We start from the raw sequence: 15,048 nt of genomic DNA, 5'->3' as shown, positions 1-15,048 counted from the left end.
ATAATTATTCCTCTTTTTCAATTGGCTCTAAAAACGGATAACGCTTGCCTTGAGATTTTTCTTCAAGATATTCTTCAAGTAAATCTTGATAAAATGAGTCTTCCTCATATGTTGTGCCAAAGTTCTCATACTGCCATGCAATATGTGTTAGTAACGAATCGAAAGGGTTTTCTTCATAGCTAAAATGAATATTAAACTTACCATTTGAATTCAATGTCATTTGAAAACTTGTCCAAACCTCGCCAAATTCCTCTTGATAATCCTGTTTAAAATCACTAATACAAAAGGAAAGTTCATCCTCTAGTTTATCAAATTCCTCTTCCGGAAACTCAAAATTCTCAGTAATAGTCATGTTATAGACCCATTCCTGTGTCTTAGATGACTGATAATAAAAGAAGTATTTTTGGGAGCCTTCTTCATCTTCTTGAGCATAAAATTTTATTTCTGTCCAATCTTCTGGGATCATCTCTACAATTAAGCTGGCTAGCTTTTGATAATATTGTTCTACTCGATCTTTCACTTCTTTCATCCCCTTTAACTATTCTTCAAGACATCCTTTTCCCATGGTCGATCACCAATTTTATATTGAACATCAAATTTCGCTGGACGTTGTGAATCACCTTTATATTTAGGTGTAATCTTTACTTGCACGTTTTCGGGTGGATTTTTGTCTAATGCTTGTTTCCAACGATTTTCAAGTCTCTTATACGCCCCACGATTAATATTCTTATTCATCGGCACAAGATTATCCAAATCACCCGATCCCTTGAAGATCGAAGCAATTAAGTGCCCTCCATCATCATCTGGCAAACGATCTTTTCCACCGACATTTCTTTGCGCATATTCATTACGCTTGGCAACACCTGCAGACAAATCACCTTCCACGTGACGAATCCGCCCATACTTGTCTGTGCGATACAAATGCCCCGCTGGCGTCACATACTCCACATTCGGCTTTAACACTTTCTTCCGCTTTGTCCGCATATAATGATCACCATATTCGACGCGCGTATACCCTTTTGCTGCTTGTGCTGCACCTCCAGCGCCTTTCACGGCTTTTCCCGCTTTAGATGCGCCTTTTACGACTGGAAACACCATGCCTACACTCGCAAGGATTCTTTCTACTGGAGCTAGTTCTCTTCCAGTGATTGGATCCACGCCGGTAACTGCCTCGATCCCGGATTTCAACGTTCCAGCTCCGTACGTGAAGTCTAGCATCATCGAAAATTCTTCAGACTCATAGAAACCTGCGGCTTTAGCTTCTCTTTTCTTCTCTTTTACGAGCTCTTCGTAAATGAGTTGTTCCATCTTTTCTGGGTCGCCTTTACTGAGGGCGTTCGCGTGTACCCATTTATCCATCTCTCCGGCTTTTTCTGGGTCTTTCATAATGGCGCGGGCTTTGGCGCGTAGGGTCTGGACTTCTACTTGGCGATCCATCGTTTGATAAATGGTCGTTGCGTAATCTTGTTCGATGGACTGCTAGATCATTTGCGACTGTAGTTGAAGTCATTAAAATCCCCTGAGCCAGCAACAGCTTGGCGACAGGGGCAACTCTCTTCTATTCTTCTTTCACTGGCTCTAAAAATGGGTAACGCTTGCCTTTCTCTTTTTCTTCAAGGTATTCGTCGAGAAGGGTTTTGTTAAACGAGTCTTCTGATGGTACTAAGCCTAGTTGTTCGTATGCCCAAGCTACCTCTGTTAACATGGGGTCTAGGGAATTCTCGTCGTAATTGAAGTGAACATTGAAATTACCATTGTGACTCAATGTTAACTGGAAACCAGTCCACGGCTCCTCAAACTCTGCCTCATAATCATTCTTAAAATCCTTGATACAGAAAGAAAGGTTGGTATTCAGATTATCAAATTCTTCTTGAGGAACATCACACTTTTCGGGGATGTCCATGTAGTATACCCATTCATCCTTTTCGTTGGAAAAGTAGTAGAAAAAAATACCTTGGTATCCTCTTCTTGATTCTGCGTAAAGCTTTACTTCTTGCCAATCCTCCGGTATCATATCCACAATCAAATTAGCCATTTGTTGGTAATATGACTCTACTTGTGCTGACATAACCTTTCCTCCCCTTTAATCATTAATTAGATCCTTCTTCTGCCATCCTTGATTTCCGATTTTATATCGAACTTCAAACATCTCAGGACGTTGTGAATCCCCCCTATATTTGGGGATAATCTGCACTTTCACATCTTGAGGTGGTTTTGCTCTTAATGCCTGTTCCCAACGCCTTTCTAAATCCCTATACGCTCCCTGCTGATTCAAATTCCTATTCATCGGCACAAGGTTATCCAATTGCCCCGATCCTTTAAACATCGACGCAATCAAGTGACCACCGTCATCATCAGGCAAGCGGTCGCCACGTCCGACAACTCTTTGGGCGTATTTGTTTTTCTTCGCCGCCCCAATTGACAAATCACCTTCCACGTGACGAATCCGCCCATACTTGTCTGTGCGATACAAATGCCCCGCTGGCGTGATATACTCCACATTCGCCTTCAACACTTTCTTCCGATTCGTCCGCATATAATGATCTCCATACTTCACACGCATATAGCCTTTTGCTGCTTGTGCTGCGCCTCCAGCGCCTTTCACGGCTTTTCCGGCTTTAGATGCGCCTTTTACTACCGGAAACACCATACCTACACTCGCAAGGATTCTTTCTACCGGGTCTAGTTGTCTTCCCGTGATCGGGTCAACGCCGGTGACTGCCTCCACCCCGGATTTCACCGTGCCTGCGCCATACGTGAAGTCTAGCATCGTCGAAAATTCTTCGGACTGGTAGAAGCCTTTGGATGCGGCTTCTCTTTTCTTCTCTTTTACGAGCTCTTCGTAAATGAGTTGTTCCATCTTTTCTGGGTCGGCTTTACTGAGGGCGTTCGCGTGTACCCATTTATCCATCTCTCCGGCTTTTTCTGGGTCTTTCATAATGGCGCGGGCTTTGGCGCGTAGGGTTTGGGCTTCTACTTGGCGATCCATTGTTTGATAAATGGTCGTTGCGTAATCTTGTTCAATGGACTGTCGTAGACGACTGTTGGCGTCCAGTTGTTTGTTTACATCTACGTCGCCCATATATTGAATATCTGGCTTCTCCATGATACTACGTCCATAGCCAAATTGGTAGTCAATCGGAAAGGAGAATGCATACATGCCGGCACCTGGGGCAATGTCCATTGGCTCTGATACTGCGGCCGCTTGGATAATCGCTTTTGAAATCCGATGACCGTAATAGTCATCCAGTTGTAGCGCCAACTCTGCGACCACTTCGGGATGCGCGCCCATCGTCACCATCGTATAGAGGATCGACACTTGCCGGCGTAATGTTGGATCGTTTGCGACAGCTTGGTTAAACATCGGATCGTTTGCCCATTTTAATGGCGGTGCCTCTGTATGTAACTTTTTATCTTCAAAATAAGTTCTTACATTGTTAATGTTCACACCTGTCATGAACAAACCACCAGTATTCGTCCAGTCTGTCGCTTGCTTGAGGACAGCTTGGAATTCCTCCATATCGCCATCAATTTCTTCTAGTAGACTCATACATTCATTGTCGAGGATATGTAAGCCGTCTACTATGTCGCTTGCGTGTTGGCGCGCGTAATCAATATTGGTTTCCACATCCGTCACATCAAGTTTACCGATGTTTTTGCCCATAATCGCACTTGCCCGCGCGGCGAGGGCGTCGATTTCAGTTTTATTTTCATACAGAAATTCTTCAACTCGATTATAGCCGATCGGCACTTCATGTCCCCAATATTCTTCAGAGACTAATCCATCTTCAGACGGTTCAAACTCGAGAATGCGCTCCTTTACTTTTTCCAGCTTCTCAATGAGTTGGGTGCCAAAGGCGCGGCATGTCCGCAAGGCTGGTAACTGCAATTCAGCGTAGTTACGCAACATCGCTTCTCCACCTTCTCCAGAGATGGATCCTTGCATATCTAAAACGCCTGTGATCGCCGCTGTTTTAAAATCACAATGATCAAGCCCTCTTTGGATAGATGAAATATTTTGGTCAATGATATTTAAGTGTTTTGCGACATCAAGAAATTTTGCCATTTCTTCCCCTCCTTAACCTGAGCCTATTTTTGTAGCTAGTTCTTGATCGACGCGCTCATATTGGAGGACAAGCTTTTCAAATTCAAGTGCCATTGCATAAGACGCTTGCATATATGCTTCTAGTGTTTCATTAAATGCTTCTCTTTGACTATCGAGCTTTGTCATCATATCCAGTTCGTCTGTACTTTCGGCCGTTGTCATCTCAAAACTTCCGGCAACATCTCCAGCCGCTTTCAACATGAGTGCAGCTTCTTCTACATTAATCTTTATTTCCACTTTGTTGCTTCCTCCTTTCTACCGAAATATTCGTTGCTTTGTTTTTAATGTTGTTATACTATTTCTCTTCGATGCAATGATTGTATTGTTGCGATTAATTTCTCGTTGGAGCCGGCTTCTTTCTTCCGTGATCGCATTCATCATGTCTTGAACTTGTTCGGGTGTTTCTTTGTACGTGCGTTCAATGAGATTGCGCACACCATCATGGGTGGTTGAAAGGGTACCACGTGTGATTTCGTTTTCGATTTCTGGCTCATGAATCCACTTGTTATCGCTTTCTAAATCATCTTTTTTCCTCCCCAAAGACTGTCGTATCTCGAGTAGTTCTCCGCGCTGCGCTGTCGCATCAGAAACGACACTAGTTAGCGAGTCAATTTCACTGTTCAGTTGGCTGATTTTTAGTGCATCGTTCATCTTGTATTCTCCTAATAGCGTGATTGTTGGTAAAATCGCCCATGGTTCACATATATTTTACCATTCTTGTGGAGATGCGACAATAAAAAAGGACAACATATTGTTATCCTTCTTCTATGTGACTAGCGTACCCTGCACTCACGATCTATTAATATTATACCAACGACACTTATTCCTTTCTCACAATCTCTATTCCCTCCGCAGCAATCAAAGGTGGGTGATACTCTCTATTCATATAATCTCCTGCTTCGATAACTGTATAAGTCAGATCAATTTGGTCATCGACCTCGATTTCATCCATCAATAAGCTTTGCTCTTTATTAAGAGAAACGTGTACAGAGACCCCTCTATCATCGACAATCAATAGCGAATCGGCTTTTTCCAGCACGGTTGCTTTCATAGAAAGCAGTTCGCCTTCTTCAACGCGTTCAATTTTCACAGCGATCATTTGTGGAGGGTAACTCTCCATCAAAATGCCTGTAGTCCATAATTTGATATGATCGCCAATTTCAAGTTGATCTACAAGTAAAGGCGTGACCTGATCTTCTGCTTGTACCCCGATAAATATCGGTTCGAAATTCGAATGCCCTTCCATATGATCGACCATCAGCGGAGAAACCTGCGCAACACGAGCAAACCGTCCATCTTTATCGACTTGTGGGATCCTATGGTTCTCTTCTACTTGACAGCCGGCGACGGAGACGACGAGTAGTGCAAACAAAAACAGACGAGGTCGACGACGTATATTCAAAACGCTCCCTCCTAAATGCGTTTAATTTCAATGGAATTTTGTAATCCCCTACATAACATTAAAGCGCTCCTATTTCGTAAACTTCATAAAAAAGAACCCAGTTCAAATATATGTGGGTTCCTTTCATTTCGCTTCGCTATGATTGAGGGTGAGGTAAGTTCATTGGATTTGGATGGGAAGGTCCATTTGAAGGTTCAACAGCATCCGCACTTTGTACACCGATCGCTACTGCTAAACATACCGTCAAAATAAAGGCATAAAACAATCGTTTCATTATCAAACCTCTCCTTTAAGTTGAGATTGGTCGATCTTTTTCACTTCTTGCTCGACAAGTGGGAGCATATTCGTCCAGCCTTCTTGGACAAATCGTCGCATCGCTTCAGCTAATAAAGACGCACTTTTTGTCGCCTTCCCTTTATAAAAGATTAAAAATGCTCCAACTTGCCCTTCCCGCTCAAGCTTTTCAATAAGTTGTAGTACTGTTTCGCGTTCACCACGAACAATATACTGATGAACTTGTTCATATGGATCTATTCCGTCGAGATCAAACTGTTCGCCATTCATATTCCATATAAAAGGAAGATCCCGCGTCTGTAAACATTTGCTGTACTCTTTCAACCCAGTTTCTTCGGCATAGAAAAGCGCACGCTGTATATATTGCATGCTGAGCGGATCTACTTCTAACATCGCAGACTCAGGACTCACCGGTCGCAACAATGTTGCATACGAAAGCAAATGATAACAATATGCCAGCATTGTCTCTGGTGTAGCACCGTTAAGGACAGACTGCATGACATGCTTCTCCGCCTCAGCCTGTTTTCCCTGATTGTACAATAAATCATAAGCAATGTGGAATTTTGCCCGGCTTTCCGCTACCTTTTTTGCGAAGCTTTCTTTCGCTTGCTCTAACTGCTTCGGTACTTTCTCACCAAGACCTGCTGTTCTAGCGTGGCAACCTAATTTCAAATAGACATGCACCTCAAGCAATTCCAATCGCACTTTCAATAGTGAAGATGTCACATGACCAACCAAATCGCGTGCTTGCTCAATCGTCTCTTCATGTGTCACCCGCTCTTTCATCACATCGAGAAACAAGCGATAAACAAGTGCCCATTCTTTCAATGAATCACGGTCTTCTCCCCACTTAACAAGCTGTTCCAATAAATCAACTTGTCTATACTGAACAGCATATTCAAAGGCATCTCGGATGTGATCGGGTGATTGCAAAGCAAGAGAATATTCATTCATCAGTGATACAAGCCGGTCAGCAGCAAAAGTCCTTACCGCAAACATGACTTGTTCAAACGCGAGCACTGGCTGTCCATCTTTATCTCGGGATAAAGCTAGGTCGCGCATCACTCGGTCTGTCCATGCGCTTTCTTCCTCCCACAACCCTGCCTGTTGTAAGTATATTCTCGTATCTTTACTAATTTGCTTCGGAACCATCCCTTTGCGGTATTGCGTAAAGTTCTCGCGCCATCGCTCTCGATATTTTTGCAAAATCCCCTCCACCTTTCGAACGAAATAACAGCTTTAAAGAACCTTTTTCGACGTGATGAGCGGAGATTCCTGCTAAGAGGTTGGCTTTTCGTGCGACATTTTCTGCTGCCTACATAATATGATTGGCGAAAAGTGTCGCAATTTGATGGATTGTTGTGGTTATAACCACTAAGTTCAACAAAACTTGTGATGTGGAGAGACGCACTGCCTTCATAACCCACTACGTTCAAATAAAACCTTCTTAACAAATCCCCCAACGCACCAATCTTTTTCACGCGGAGAAAATACGAGGTGCAACCTATTTGACAAAAATCCCTCCTGCTATAATGTCACTTTTCTGTGTATATCCTTATCCCATCTCCCTCACCACCACCGAAGAAGTCGCACTCGCAACAAGTTTATCTTTTTGCATCATCGTCGCGGTCAAGTAACAAACCGTCTTCCCGACTTTTTCAACTTTCGCTTCGACTGTTACTTCTCCTGGAAACACCGGGCGATGGAACGTGACATTTAAGTTTATGGAACCAAATGTTTGCGACGATGTAAGTAAAGAAGAGATCGCATACGCCATCGCAACATCAGCCGCCGAAGAGACGTAGCCACCCATGACAACACCGACGCCGTTAACAAACCGTTCATCTGGCTGCCACAATGCCCGCGCGCAGCCGTCGCTTGCGGTAACGACTTCAATTGCTAATGTATCGTCACACGCGGGTGGTTCTTTTCCTTCTAACACAACTTCCATTAAGCGATTTGCTGACACGTTGTTTGCTCCTTTCTATGTCGTCACTTGTTTTTTTGGACGCTTTTTCTTAGGTGGTTGATGGATCGTTTGATCGAGCCAGCCGTCTGCTGTTTCCATCACCACTTCTGCATAAGACGGGTGCGGGTAAAGTGGGAAACGAATGTCTTCATCACGCGCGACCATTTCCAGTCCGAGCGTGCCCATTGTAATAAGTTCAGCCGCGCCTTCTCCGATGACGTGCATGCCAAGTAGTTCATCTGTATCGGCATCTTTCACTAACGTGCAATGCCCATCATTTTCATTCGATAATGTCGCATAGCCGTTGCTACGGAACGGAGTTGTACTGACGACCACTTCTCTTCCTGCTTGCGTCGCTTCTGCGGAAGTCCATCCGACGGTGGCCATTGGTGGGATTGTTCTATATACGCGTGGGATAAACGTTTCATCCCATTCCGTCGGTTGTTTCGCGATTTGTCCGGCAACAACCGTCGCTTGTTTGATCGCATTGGTGGCGAGGTGCACCGCGCCTTGGATGACGTCGCCAATCGCCCAAATGGATGGACTCGACGTTTTTAACGCTTGATCGACTTCAATGTAACCTCTTTCATCGGTCGTGATTCCGAGTCGCTCGAGCCCTAAATTGTCCGTGTTTGCCCGCCACAAGTCCGCTTCATATAGCCGCGCTGCTTCAATTGTTGTGTGCTTGCCGCCTTTTTCATACGTCAATGTTATCCCACTAGACTGGGCATCGAGTGTGGCAATGGCAGCATCCTTCACGACACGCATGCCGGCTTTTTTCGCCGCGCGCCATAGTTCTTTTTCCAAAGAATCTTCCAACGAAAGCGGCGTTTCCACAAACAACGTCACTTCGCTCCCGAGCGCTTGGTAGCTAAACGCTGCTTCAAGTGCAATCACATCTTGGCCGATTACAATGAGTGATGGCGGAATCTCTTCTTGCATAAACAGCGTATGGGCGGTGAGCGCTACACCAGCCAGTGCGTCTGTCACGTTGTCTGGTCGCTGCCCAGTCGCAATGATCGCCTGCTTGAAACGATACACGTCAAATTGATGCCCGCTCGTCACGCCGATGCGGTCTTCTGCTAAAAAGCTTGCCTCTCCGGTGACGACTTCAATTTTTTGCGCTTGACATAACTGTGACACGCCTTCACGCAAACGGGTCATCACGGTCTCTCGATGTGCAGCCAAGTTCGCAAATTGGTACGGCTCTTGTGGGACTGGTATGCCTAAATGGGTTTGCTGCTGCGCTTTTTGCCACATATGAGCGGCGTGGGCGTATATTTTTGATGGGATACAACCTTTGTTCAGACACACCCCACCGAGCTGTTCTTTTTCGATGAGTGTCACCTCTAAGCCAAGTTGTGCCGCACGAATTGCGGCATGGTACCCACCGGGACCGCCACCAATGATGATGAGTTCACGCTCTTGTACCATTTCACCAACAACCATTATATCAACTCCAATGCAAGTATCGTTGGGTCTTCTAGTAGCGTCACCCAGCGATTCGTGAACGCGACGGCCGTTGCCCCATCAGCAACCCGATGATCAAATGAAAGTGACATCGTCATCACGTCACCAATCGTAATTTCATCATTTGCGGTCACAATCGGGCGTCGTTTCGTTTTATGGATGGCCATGAGCGCAGTTTGTGGTGCATTAATGATCGGCGTTGCGCCGATACCACCAAGTGGACCGACGTTGCTCACTGTAAATGTACCTCCTTGTAATTGTGCTGCTGAAAGTTCGTTGTCTTGCGCTTTTTTCGTTAGCACCTTCATTTCTTGATCAATTTCAAGGAGAGACTTTTGTTCTACGTGTTTTAACACGGGCACAATCAAGCCTTCTTTTGCTTCTGTCGCTAACCCAATATGACAATACTCATGAAGCCGGATTTCTCCCTGTTCTTCATCTAGCTCCGCGTTGAAGATTGGGAAATCGCGTAATGTGAGGGCGAGCGTTTTAACAAAATAAGCACTGAGTGAAAAAGCGCGCCCTGCTTCTTTGCATTGCTTACGCCATGCGATGAGCGCCGTGACATCCGCTTCTTCAAAATGGGTCACATGTGGGATCGTGTAAATGGACTCGGTCATTTTTTTGGCAATTTGCTTGCGCCGCCCAGTGAACGGCATTGTTTTTGTGGACGTTTGCGGTGACACAGGTGCGGGTACAATTTTCTCTACCGCTGGCGTTTTTTCAGGTGCTGATTGCTGCTGTACAAAAGCGTACACATCTTCATCGAGCACCCGCCCGCCTGGACCCGTTCCGACCACGTCGGTGATGTCTATGCCATGTTCTCGGGCAATTTTCCGTGTATACGGCGCCGCGAGCACGCGCTGTAATGAGCGCGCTGGGGCTTTTTTTTCAGTTTTTGGTGGAGCTTCTGCGACCGCGACCGCGGTGTGAGAAATTTCAGACGGACGCATCGCCCCTTCGCTTTCTAACACAATGAGTGTTGTCCCAACCGCAATCGTCTCTCCCGGCTTGGCTTCAATCGCTTTTACAATGCCAGCTTGCGGGGCGGCGATTTCTGCGGCAACTTTATCGGTTTGCACTTCAACGAGTGGCTGATCCATATCGACTTGATCACCGACTTTAACAAAATACTGTAGAATTTCCCCTTCGGACATGCCTTCGCCAATATCGTGTAACTTTACTTCGATCACCTTTTTCACCTCCTAAAATGTCATCACCCGGGCAATGGCTCTCTCCACCCGTTCTGGAGTGGGCAAATAATGATCTTCGAGTGCAAATAATGGTGGTGGCACATCGAAGCCAGTCACGCGTTCAATCGGGGCTTTCATATATAAAAATGACGTGTCATTGATGAGTGAGATCAAATCATTCCCAAACCCACCTGTTGCATGGGCTTCGTGAACAATGACGACGCGCCCGGTTTTTTGCACGGACTCAGCGATGCAGGCGCGATCAAGCGGAAACAGCGTGCGCAAGTCAATCACATCACAAGAAACGCCTTCTTTTGCTGCTGCCTGCGCTGCTTGTTCCGCAACAGGAACCATCGCTCCCCACGCCAGCAATGTCACGTCATCTCCTTCTGCGACCGTCTTCGCTTTGCCAATCTCAACGCGATAACCTTCGTCTGGGACGGGCGCTTTTGTGCTTCGATACAAGCGCATCGATTCTAAAAATAATACTGGATCTGGATCTTCAATCGCGGCAATAAGCAATCCTTTTGCATCTGCTGGGTGTGACGGGCAAATGACTTTAATCCCCGGCATATGCGTAAATAATGCTTCGGTACTGTCAGAATGAATTTCCGGTGCACGAATGCCGGCCCCGTATGGTGCGCGAATAACCATCGGCACGTGATAATGCCCCATCGTCCGCATCCGAATCCGGGTCACATGGCTCATAATTTGTTCAAAAGCTGGGTAAATAAAGCCAAGAAATTGCATTTCTGCGACCGGTTTTGTGCCGCTTACAGCCATGCCGACTGCGCTGCCGATAATACCCGATTCACTGAGGGGTGTGTCAATGACACGGTCTTCCCCAAAAGTCGCTTGCAAACCTTCTGTCGCGCGAAACACACCGCCATTTTTACCAATGTCTTCGCCTAGTAAAATGACATCCTCATCTGTTTCTAGTTTATACGCGAGCGCCTCAGTGACCGCTTGCACGAGATTGAGTGAGGATACCCCTTTTTCTGTTTGAATCATCGACTCACTCCTTTCAACTCAGCCATGTACTTCTCTTTTTGTTCCGTAATTGGCCACACCGGTGTCGCGAACACATGATCAAATAAATCATTCACATTCGCTGCTGGGTAGGCTTCCATCGCCGCAACGGCTTCATTAATTTCTGTTGCTGATGCTTTCTCAATCTCCGTTTTCTTCTCGTCTGTCAATATGCCGCACTTGCGCATATACCGCTCTAATCGTGCAAGCGGATCGTTGTTTTTTCTGTAAAACTCGCTCTTTTCTTGATCACGATAACGTGTTGGATCGTCCGCCGTCGTATGAGCGCCAAACCGCCAGGTCACCGCTTCTATGAGCGTCGGGCCGTCTCCTGCCCGTGCTCGCGTAAGCGCTTCTCTCACCGCATGGTGCACTGCAAACACATCGTTACCATCGACCCGGACTCCAGGTATCCCATAAGCAACAGACTTTTGCGCAATCGTCTCAGAATTCATTTGTTTTTCAATCGGAACGGAAATAGCAAATTGATTATTTTGGCAAAAGAAAACCGCAGGAACTTGAAAAACACTGGCAAAGTTTAATCCTTCATGGAAGTCACCTTCTGATGTCGCGCCATCACCAAAGTATGCAATGACTGCTTGCTTACTTTTTTTTCGCTTCAATGACATTGCCACACCCGCCGCATGCGGAAGTTGTGTCGCAATTGGCACGGCAGCTGGGAAAATGTGTTTCCCCTCAGGCGGTACACACCCCTCCAATCGGCCATTCCAATATAAAAATGTCCGCACCATATCCGCACCAAACGTCAACATCGCGCCATGGTCTCGATATGTCGGGAACAGCCAGTCCGTATCCTCTAATGCAAGTGCACTACCAACTTGCGCTGCTTCTTGTCCTTCAAACATCGCATACGTACCAAGTCGTCCTTGTCGTTGTAGCATCACCGCTTTCCGGTCAAATGAGCGAATGCGCAACATATTGCGGTAACATGCCATCGTGAACTTTTCTGACGGGCGCTCCAGTGCGGCAATCCACTCTCCTTCTTTATCAATGCATTGATATAACGGAAACTCTGTCATCCTTCTATCACTCCTTTTAAAAATTCCACTTGGGACGCACACGTGGACTAAAAAAGCTGTTTCTACTCATTCTCTCTTGCAACCGTCGCTCACATATCCGGTCCGCAGCAACATGCGTCGTCACTTTTTCTGACTTTGCTGTTTGCAAAACCTCTAATAATGAATGGTAAATGTCTGCCACTTTCATCATGACACGGTCGGCATTGCCACCATACAATTCGTCGGCCACTTGAATTAAACCGCCGCTATTGACGATGTAATCGGGCGCATAAATAATGCCGCGCTGGTCAAGCATGACGCTATGATGTTCTTTCTCTAATTGATTGTTGGCCGCTCCCACGACTGCACGTACTTTTAACTTTGCAATCGAATCGTCGTTTAAAATACCTCCACGTGCACACGGGACAAATACATCCGCATCAGCCGTATAAATATCATCACCGTAGGCGACATGTACCGTTCTTCCTAGCGCCTGTGAATACGCTTTCACTTCTGTGATGGCAGCTTCTTCTGGATCCGACACATATAGATCGCATCCTGCTTCAAGCAACTGATAAGCTACTTTTAAACCAACTTTTCCAAGCCCTTGTATCGCATAGGTGTAACCAGCCAGCGTATCATCGCCATACATAAACTGATTGACCGCCCGCAAACTATTTAAAACACCAGCCGCAGTTGGAATAGACGTATCTCCGTTCCCACCGTACTCTTTCGGCTTTCCAGCAATGCAGTGTGTTTCTTTCAAACAATGAACGAAGTCATCAAGCGCTGTCCCCATATCCGTCCCCGTATAAAAGCGGCCTTGTAATGACTCAACAAATTGACCAAATGCACGAAACAAATCTGGTGATTTGTCTTTTTTCGGGTCACCAATAATCACCGCTTTCCCACCACCAAAATCGACATCGACAGCAGCACATTTTTTCGTCATCCCGCGCGACAAGCGCAACACATCATCTAGCGCCGCTTCCGTAGAAGGGTACGGATACATCCGACACCCTCCTAAAGCAGGCCCTAACGTTGTATTATGGATGGCGATGATTGCCCGTAACCCGCTTGCGCGATCATTGCAAAACACCACTTGTTCATGCTCTGACATTTCGGCAAACACATCCCACGAAGCGGTTTCCATTGACGGACTCAATTCCATCTTCATCATCCTTTGCGATTAAAATAGTAAGTCGAACACACCAATGACACTTAGAAAAACAAGCACGATTGCAATTGGCACGACATATTTAAGCAATAGCAACCAACAGATAAATAGCTTTTTGCCAAAATACTTTCCTTTGATCAACTCATCCATTAAGACTTGACGAGACATTTTTAGTGGTACAAACACGGCGATTAATAGTACACCAATTGGCAACAAAATATTGCTTACTAGAAAAGCCACCGCCCCAAAGATGTTCTTGTCAAAAATTAAGACGTCTTTCCAAACGCCAAAGGAAAGTGCCGATGGTACGCCAACAAGAAAAATGAGTAAACCCACAGTCCATGTGACTTTGCTACGCTTACGATCATCTCCATTCGATCGTACAGCAACAATAATTTCTAACATAGAGAACGCCGATGTTAACGCAGCAAACAAAAACAAGATCAAGAAAATCAACAAAAAGAACATTCCGAATGGTAACTGGTCAAATACAGCTGGTAAGGTTACAAATAATAAAGTCTCACCTTGTGCCGGATCCATACCGACCGAAAATACGGCTGGAAATATCGCTAATCCCGCAAGTAGCGCTACGAAAAAATTCATTCCAACAATGGACAAGCCTGATTGAACAAGGTTTGCCTTTTTATCTAAGTACGAGCTATAGGTGACCATGACCGATGTTCCCACACTAAGCATAAAAAACGATTGCCCCATCGCAAAAAGGATCACTTCCGGTGTAATGGAAGAAAAATTAGGTTGTAAGAAAAATGCGACGCCCTCCATCGCGCCCTCTAGTGTGAGCGAGCGAATGACAATCACTAAAAATAATACAAATAATCCTGGCATGAGCCATACACTCGCCCGTTCAATGCCTTTTTGCACCCCGCGAGAGATGACAAACATGACAAGGACCATAAACAATAAGTGTGCACCAACCATCACAACAGGGTTTTCAATCGTTTTAGCAAATAACGGACCATATTCTTCTGTTCCGAGATGAACAAGTGCGCCCGTTGCGGTTTTCCAAATGTAAATAAGAATCCAGCCACCTACAACACTGTAAAAAGATAATAAAAGAAAACATGTGACCATACCAAGTTTCCCAATCAAATACCATGGTTTGCTTGGCGCAATCTCCCGGTACGACTCAACCGCATTTTTTTGCGTACTCCGCCCGATCACAAACTCGCCAATGAGAAGCGGTAATGCAACTAAAAGAGTAAAGAAAATAAAGATGAGAAAAAAAGCGCCACCACCACTTACCCCAGTGACATATGGGAACTGCCAAATTGCACCTAACCCGACTGCAGAGCCTGCAGCTGCTAAAATAAAACCTAGTTTCGAAGACCATTGTTGACGTCCCATATCCATTCCCCCATTCGAGTAAATG

Annotated in this window: 16 protein-coding genes; all 16 read right to left on the bottom strand. The window is 45.6% G+C overall.

Features of this window, described 5'->3' with window-relative positions:
* Nucleotides 1–4 precede the first annotated feature (4 nt).
* Nucleotides 5–520 (bottom strand): immunity protein YezG family protein, encoded by a 516-nt coding sequence (locus BLT29_RS03615; RefSeq protein WP_176763782.1) that lies wholly within the window; start codon nt 518–520, stop codon nt 5–7.
* A 14-nt stretch (nt 521–534) separates the two neighbouring features.
* Complete coding sequence (locus BLT29_RS03610) at nt 535–1,437, bottom strand: DNA/RNA non-specific endonuclease (RefSeq protein ID WP_090774960.1); 903 nt, start codon at nt 1,435–1,437, stop codon at nt 535–537.
* A gap of 121 nt (nt 1,438–1,558) precedes the next feature.
* Nucleotides 1,559–2,068 carry an immunity protein YezG family protein gene (locus tag BLT29_RS03605; RefSeq protein WP_090774959.1) on the bottom strand — a complete coding sequence of 170 codons (510 nt, stop codon included), beginning with the start codon at nt 2,066–2,068 and terminating at the stop codon, nt 1,559–1,561.
* A gap of 15 nt (nt 2,069–2,083) precedes the next feature.
* The gene (locus BLT29_RS03600) at nt 2,084–4,066 is read right to left on the bottom strand and encodes a DNA/RNA non-specific endonuclease (protein ID WP_090774958.1); all 1,983 of its coding nucleotides are present in this window, start codon (nt 4,064–4,066) and stop codon (nt 2,084–2,086) included.
* A 12-nt stretch (nt 4,067–4,078) separates the two neighbouring features.
* A complete protein-coding gene (locus tag BLT29_RS03595) occupies nt 4,079–4,342 on the bottom strand; it encodes a DUF5344 family protein (protein ID WP_090774957.1) in 264 nt (87 codons plus the stop codon).
* Nucleotides 4,343–4,360: 18 nt separating this feature from the next.
* The gene (locus BLT29_RS03590; RefSeq protein ID WP_090774956.1) at nt 4,361–4,756 is read right to left on the bottom strand and encodes a YwqH-like family protein; all 396 of its coding nucleotides are present in this window, start codon (nt 4,754–4,756) and stop codon (nt 4,361–4,363) included.
* A gap of 169 nt (nt 4,757–4,925) precedes the next feature.
* On the bottom strand, nt 4,926–5,507 hold the full coding sequence (locus BLT29_RS03585) for a DUF3221 domain-containing protein (RefSeq protein ID WP_090774955.1): 582 nt from the start codon (nt 5,505–5,507) through the stop codon (nt 4,926–4,928).
* Between the two features lie 136 nt (nt 5,508–5,643).
* Nucleotides 5,644–5,781 (bottom strand): hypothetical protein, encoded by a 138-nt coding sequence (locus BLT29_RS13265; protein ID WP_176763781.1) that lies wholly within the window; start codon nt 5,779–5,781, stop codon nt 5,644–5,646.
* Between the two features lie 2 nt (nt 5,782–5,783).
* Nucleotides 5,784–7,007 (bottom strand): AimR family lysis-lysogeny pheromone receptor, encoded by a 1,224-nt coding sequence (locus BLT29_RS03580; protein ID WP_090774954.1) that lies wholly within the window; start codon nt 7,005–7,007, stop codon nt 5,784–5,786.
* Nucleotides 7,008–7,356: 349 nt separating this feature from the next.
* Entirely contained in the window at nt 7,357–7,752 is a 396-nt protein-coding gene (locus BLT29_RS03575) for a PaaI family thioesterase (RefSeq protein WP_090775121.1), read from the bottom strand.
* Nucleotides 7,753–7,785: 33 nt separating this feature from the next.
* Nucleotides 7,786–9,219, bottom strand: coding sequence for a dihydrolipoyl dehydrogenase family protein (locus BLT29_RS03570; RefSeq protein WP_090774953.1), 1,434 nt, complete (start codon nt 9,217–9,219; stop codon nt 7,786–7,788).
* Nucleotides 9,219–10,433: a dihydrolipoamide acetyltransferase family protein gene (locus tag BLT29_RS03565; RefSeq protein ID WP_437182619.1), complete on the bottom strand. Its 1,215-nt coding sequence runs from the start codon at nt 10,431–10,433 to the stop codon at nt 9,219–9,221. The genes BLT29_RS03570 and BLT29_RS03565 overlap by 1 nt, the downstream gene beginning before the upstream one ends.
* Nucleotides 10,434–10,445: 12 nt before the next feature.
* Nucleotides 10,446–11,441 (bottom strand): alpha-ketoacid dehydrogenase subunit beta, encoded by a 996-nt coding sequence (locus BLT29_RS03560; protein ID WP_176763799.1) that lies wholly within the window; start codon nt 11,439–11,441, stop codon nt 10,446–10,448.
* Nucleotides 11,441–12,502, bottom strand: a complete 1,062-nt coding sequence (gene pdhA / locus BLT29_RS03555; RefSeq protein WP_090774951.1) for a pyruvate dehydrogenase (acetyl-transferring) E1 component subunit alpha — start codon at nt 12,500–12,502, stop codon at nt 11,441–11,443. The genes BLT29_RS03560 and pdhA overlap by 1 nt, the downstream gene beginning before the upstream one ends.
* 16 nt (nt 12,503–12,518) lie before the next feature.
* The gene (locus tag BLT29_RS03550) at nt 12,519–13,658 is read right to left on the bottom strand and encodes a Leu/Phe/Val dehydrogenase (protein ID WP_090774950.1); all 1,140 of its coding nucleotides are present in this window, start codon (nt 13,656–13,658) and stop codon (nt 12,519–12,521) included.
* Between the two features lie 12 nt (nt 13,659–13,670).
* Nucleotides 13,671–15,023 (bottom strand): sodium-dependent transporter, encoded by a 1,353-nt coding sequence (locus tag BLT29_RS03545; RefSeq protein WP_090774949.1) that lies wholly within the window; start codon nt 15,021–15,023, stop codon nt 13,671–13,673.
* Nucleotides 15,024–15,048: the final 25 nt, after the last annotated feature.

The sequence above is a fragment of the Shouchella lonarensis genome (genome assembly GCF_900096965.1).
Taxonomy (GTDB): Bacteria; Bacillota; Bacilli; order Bacillales; family Bacillaceae_D; genus Shouchella; species Shouchella lonarensis.
Note: the sequence above shows the minus strand (reverse complement) of the source record. Positions and strands in the feature narration are given on the sequence as shown.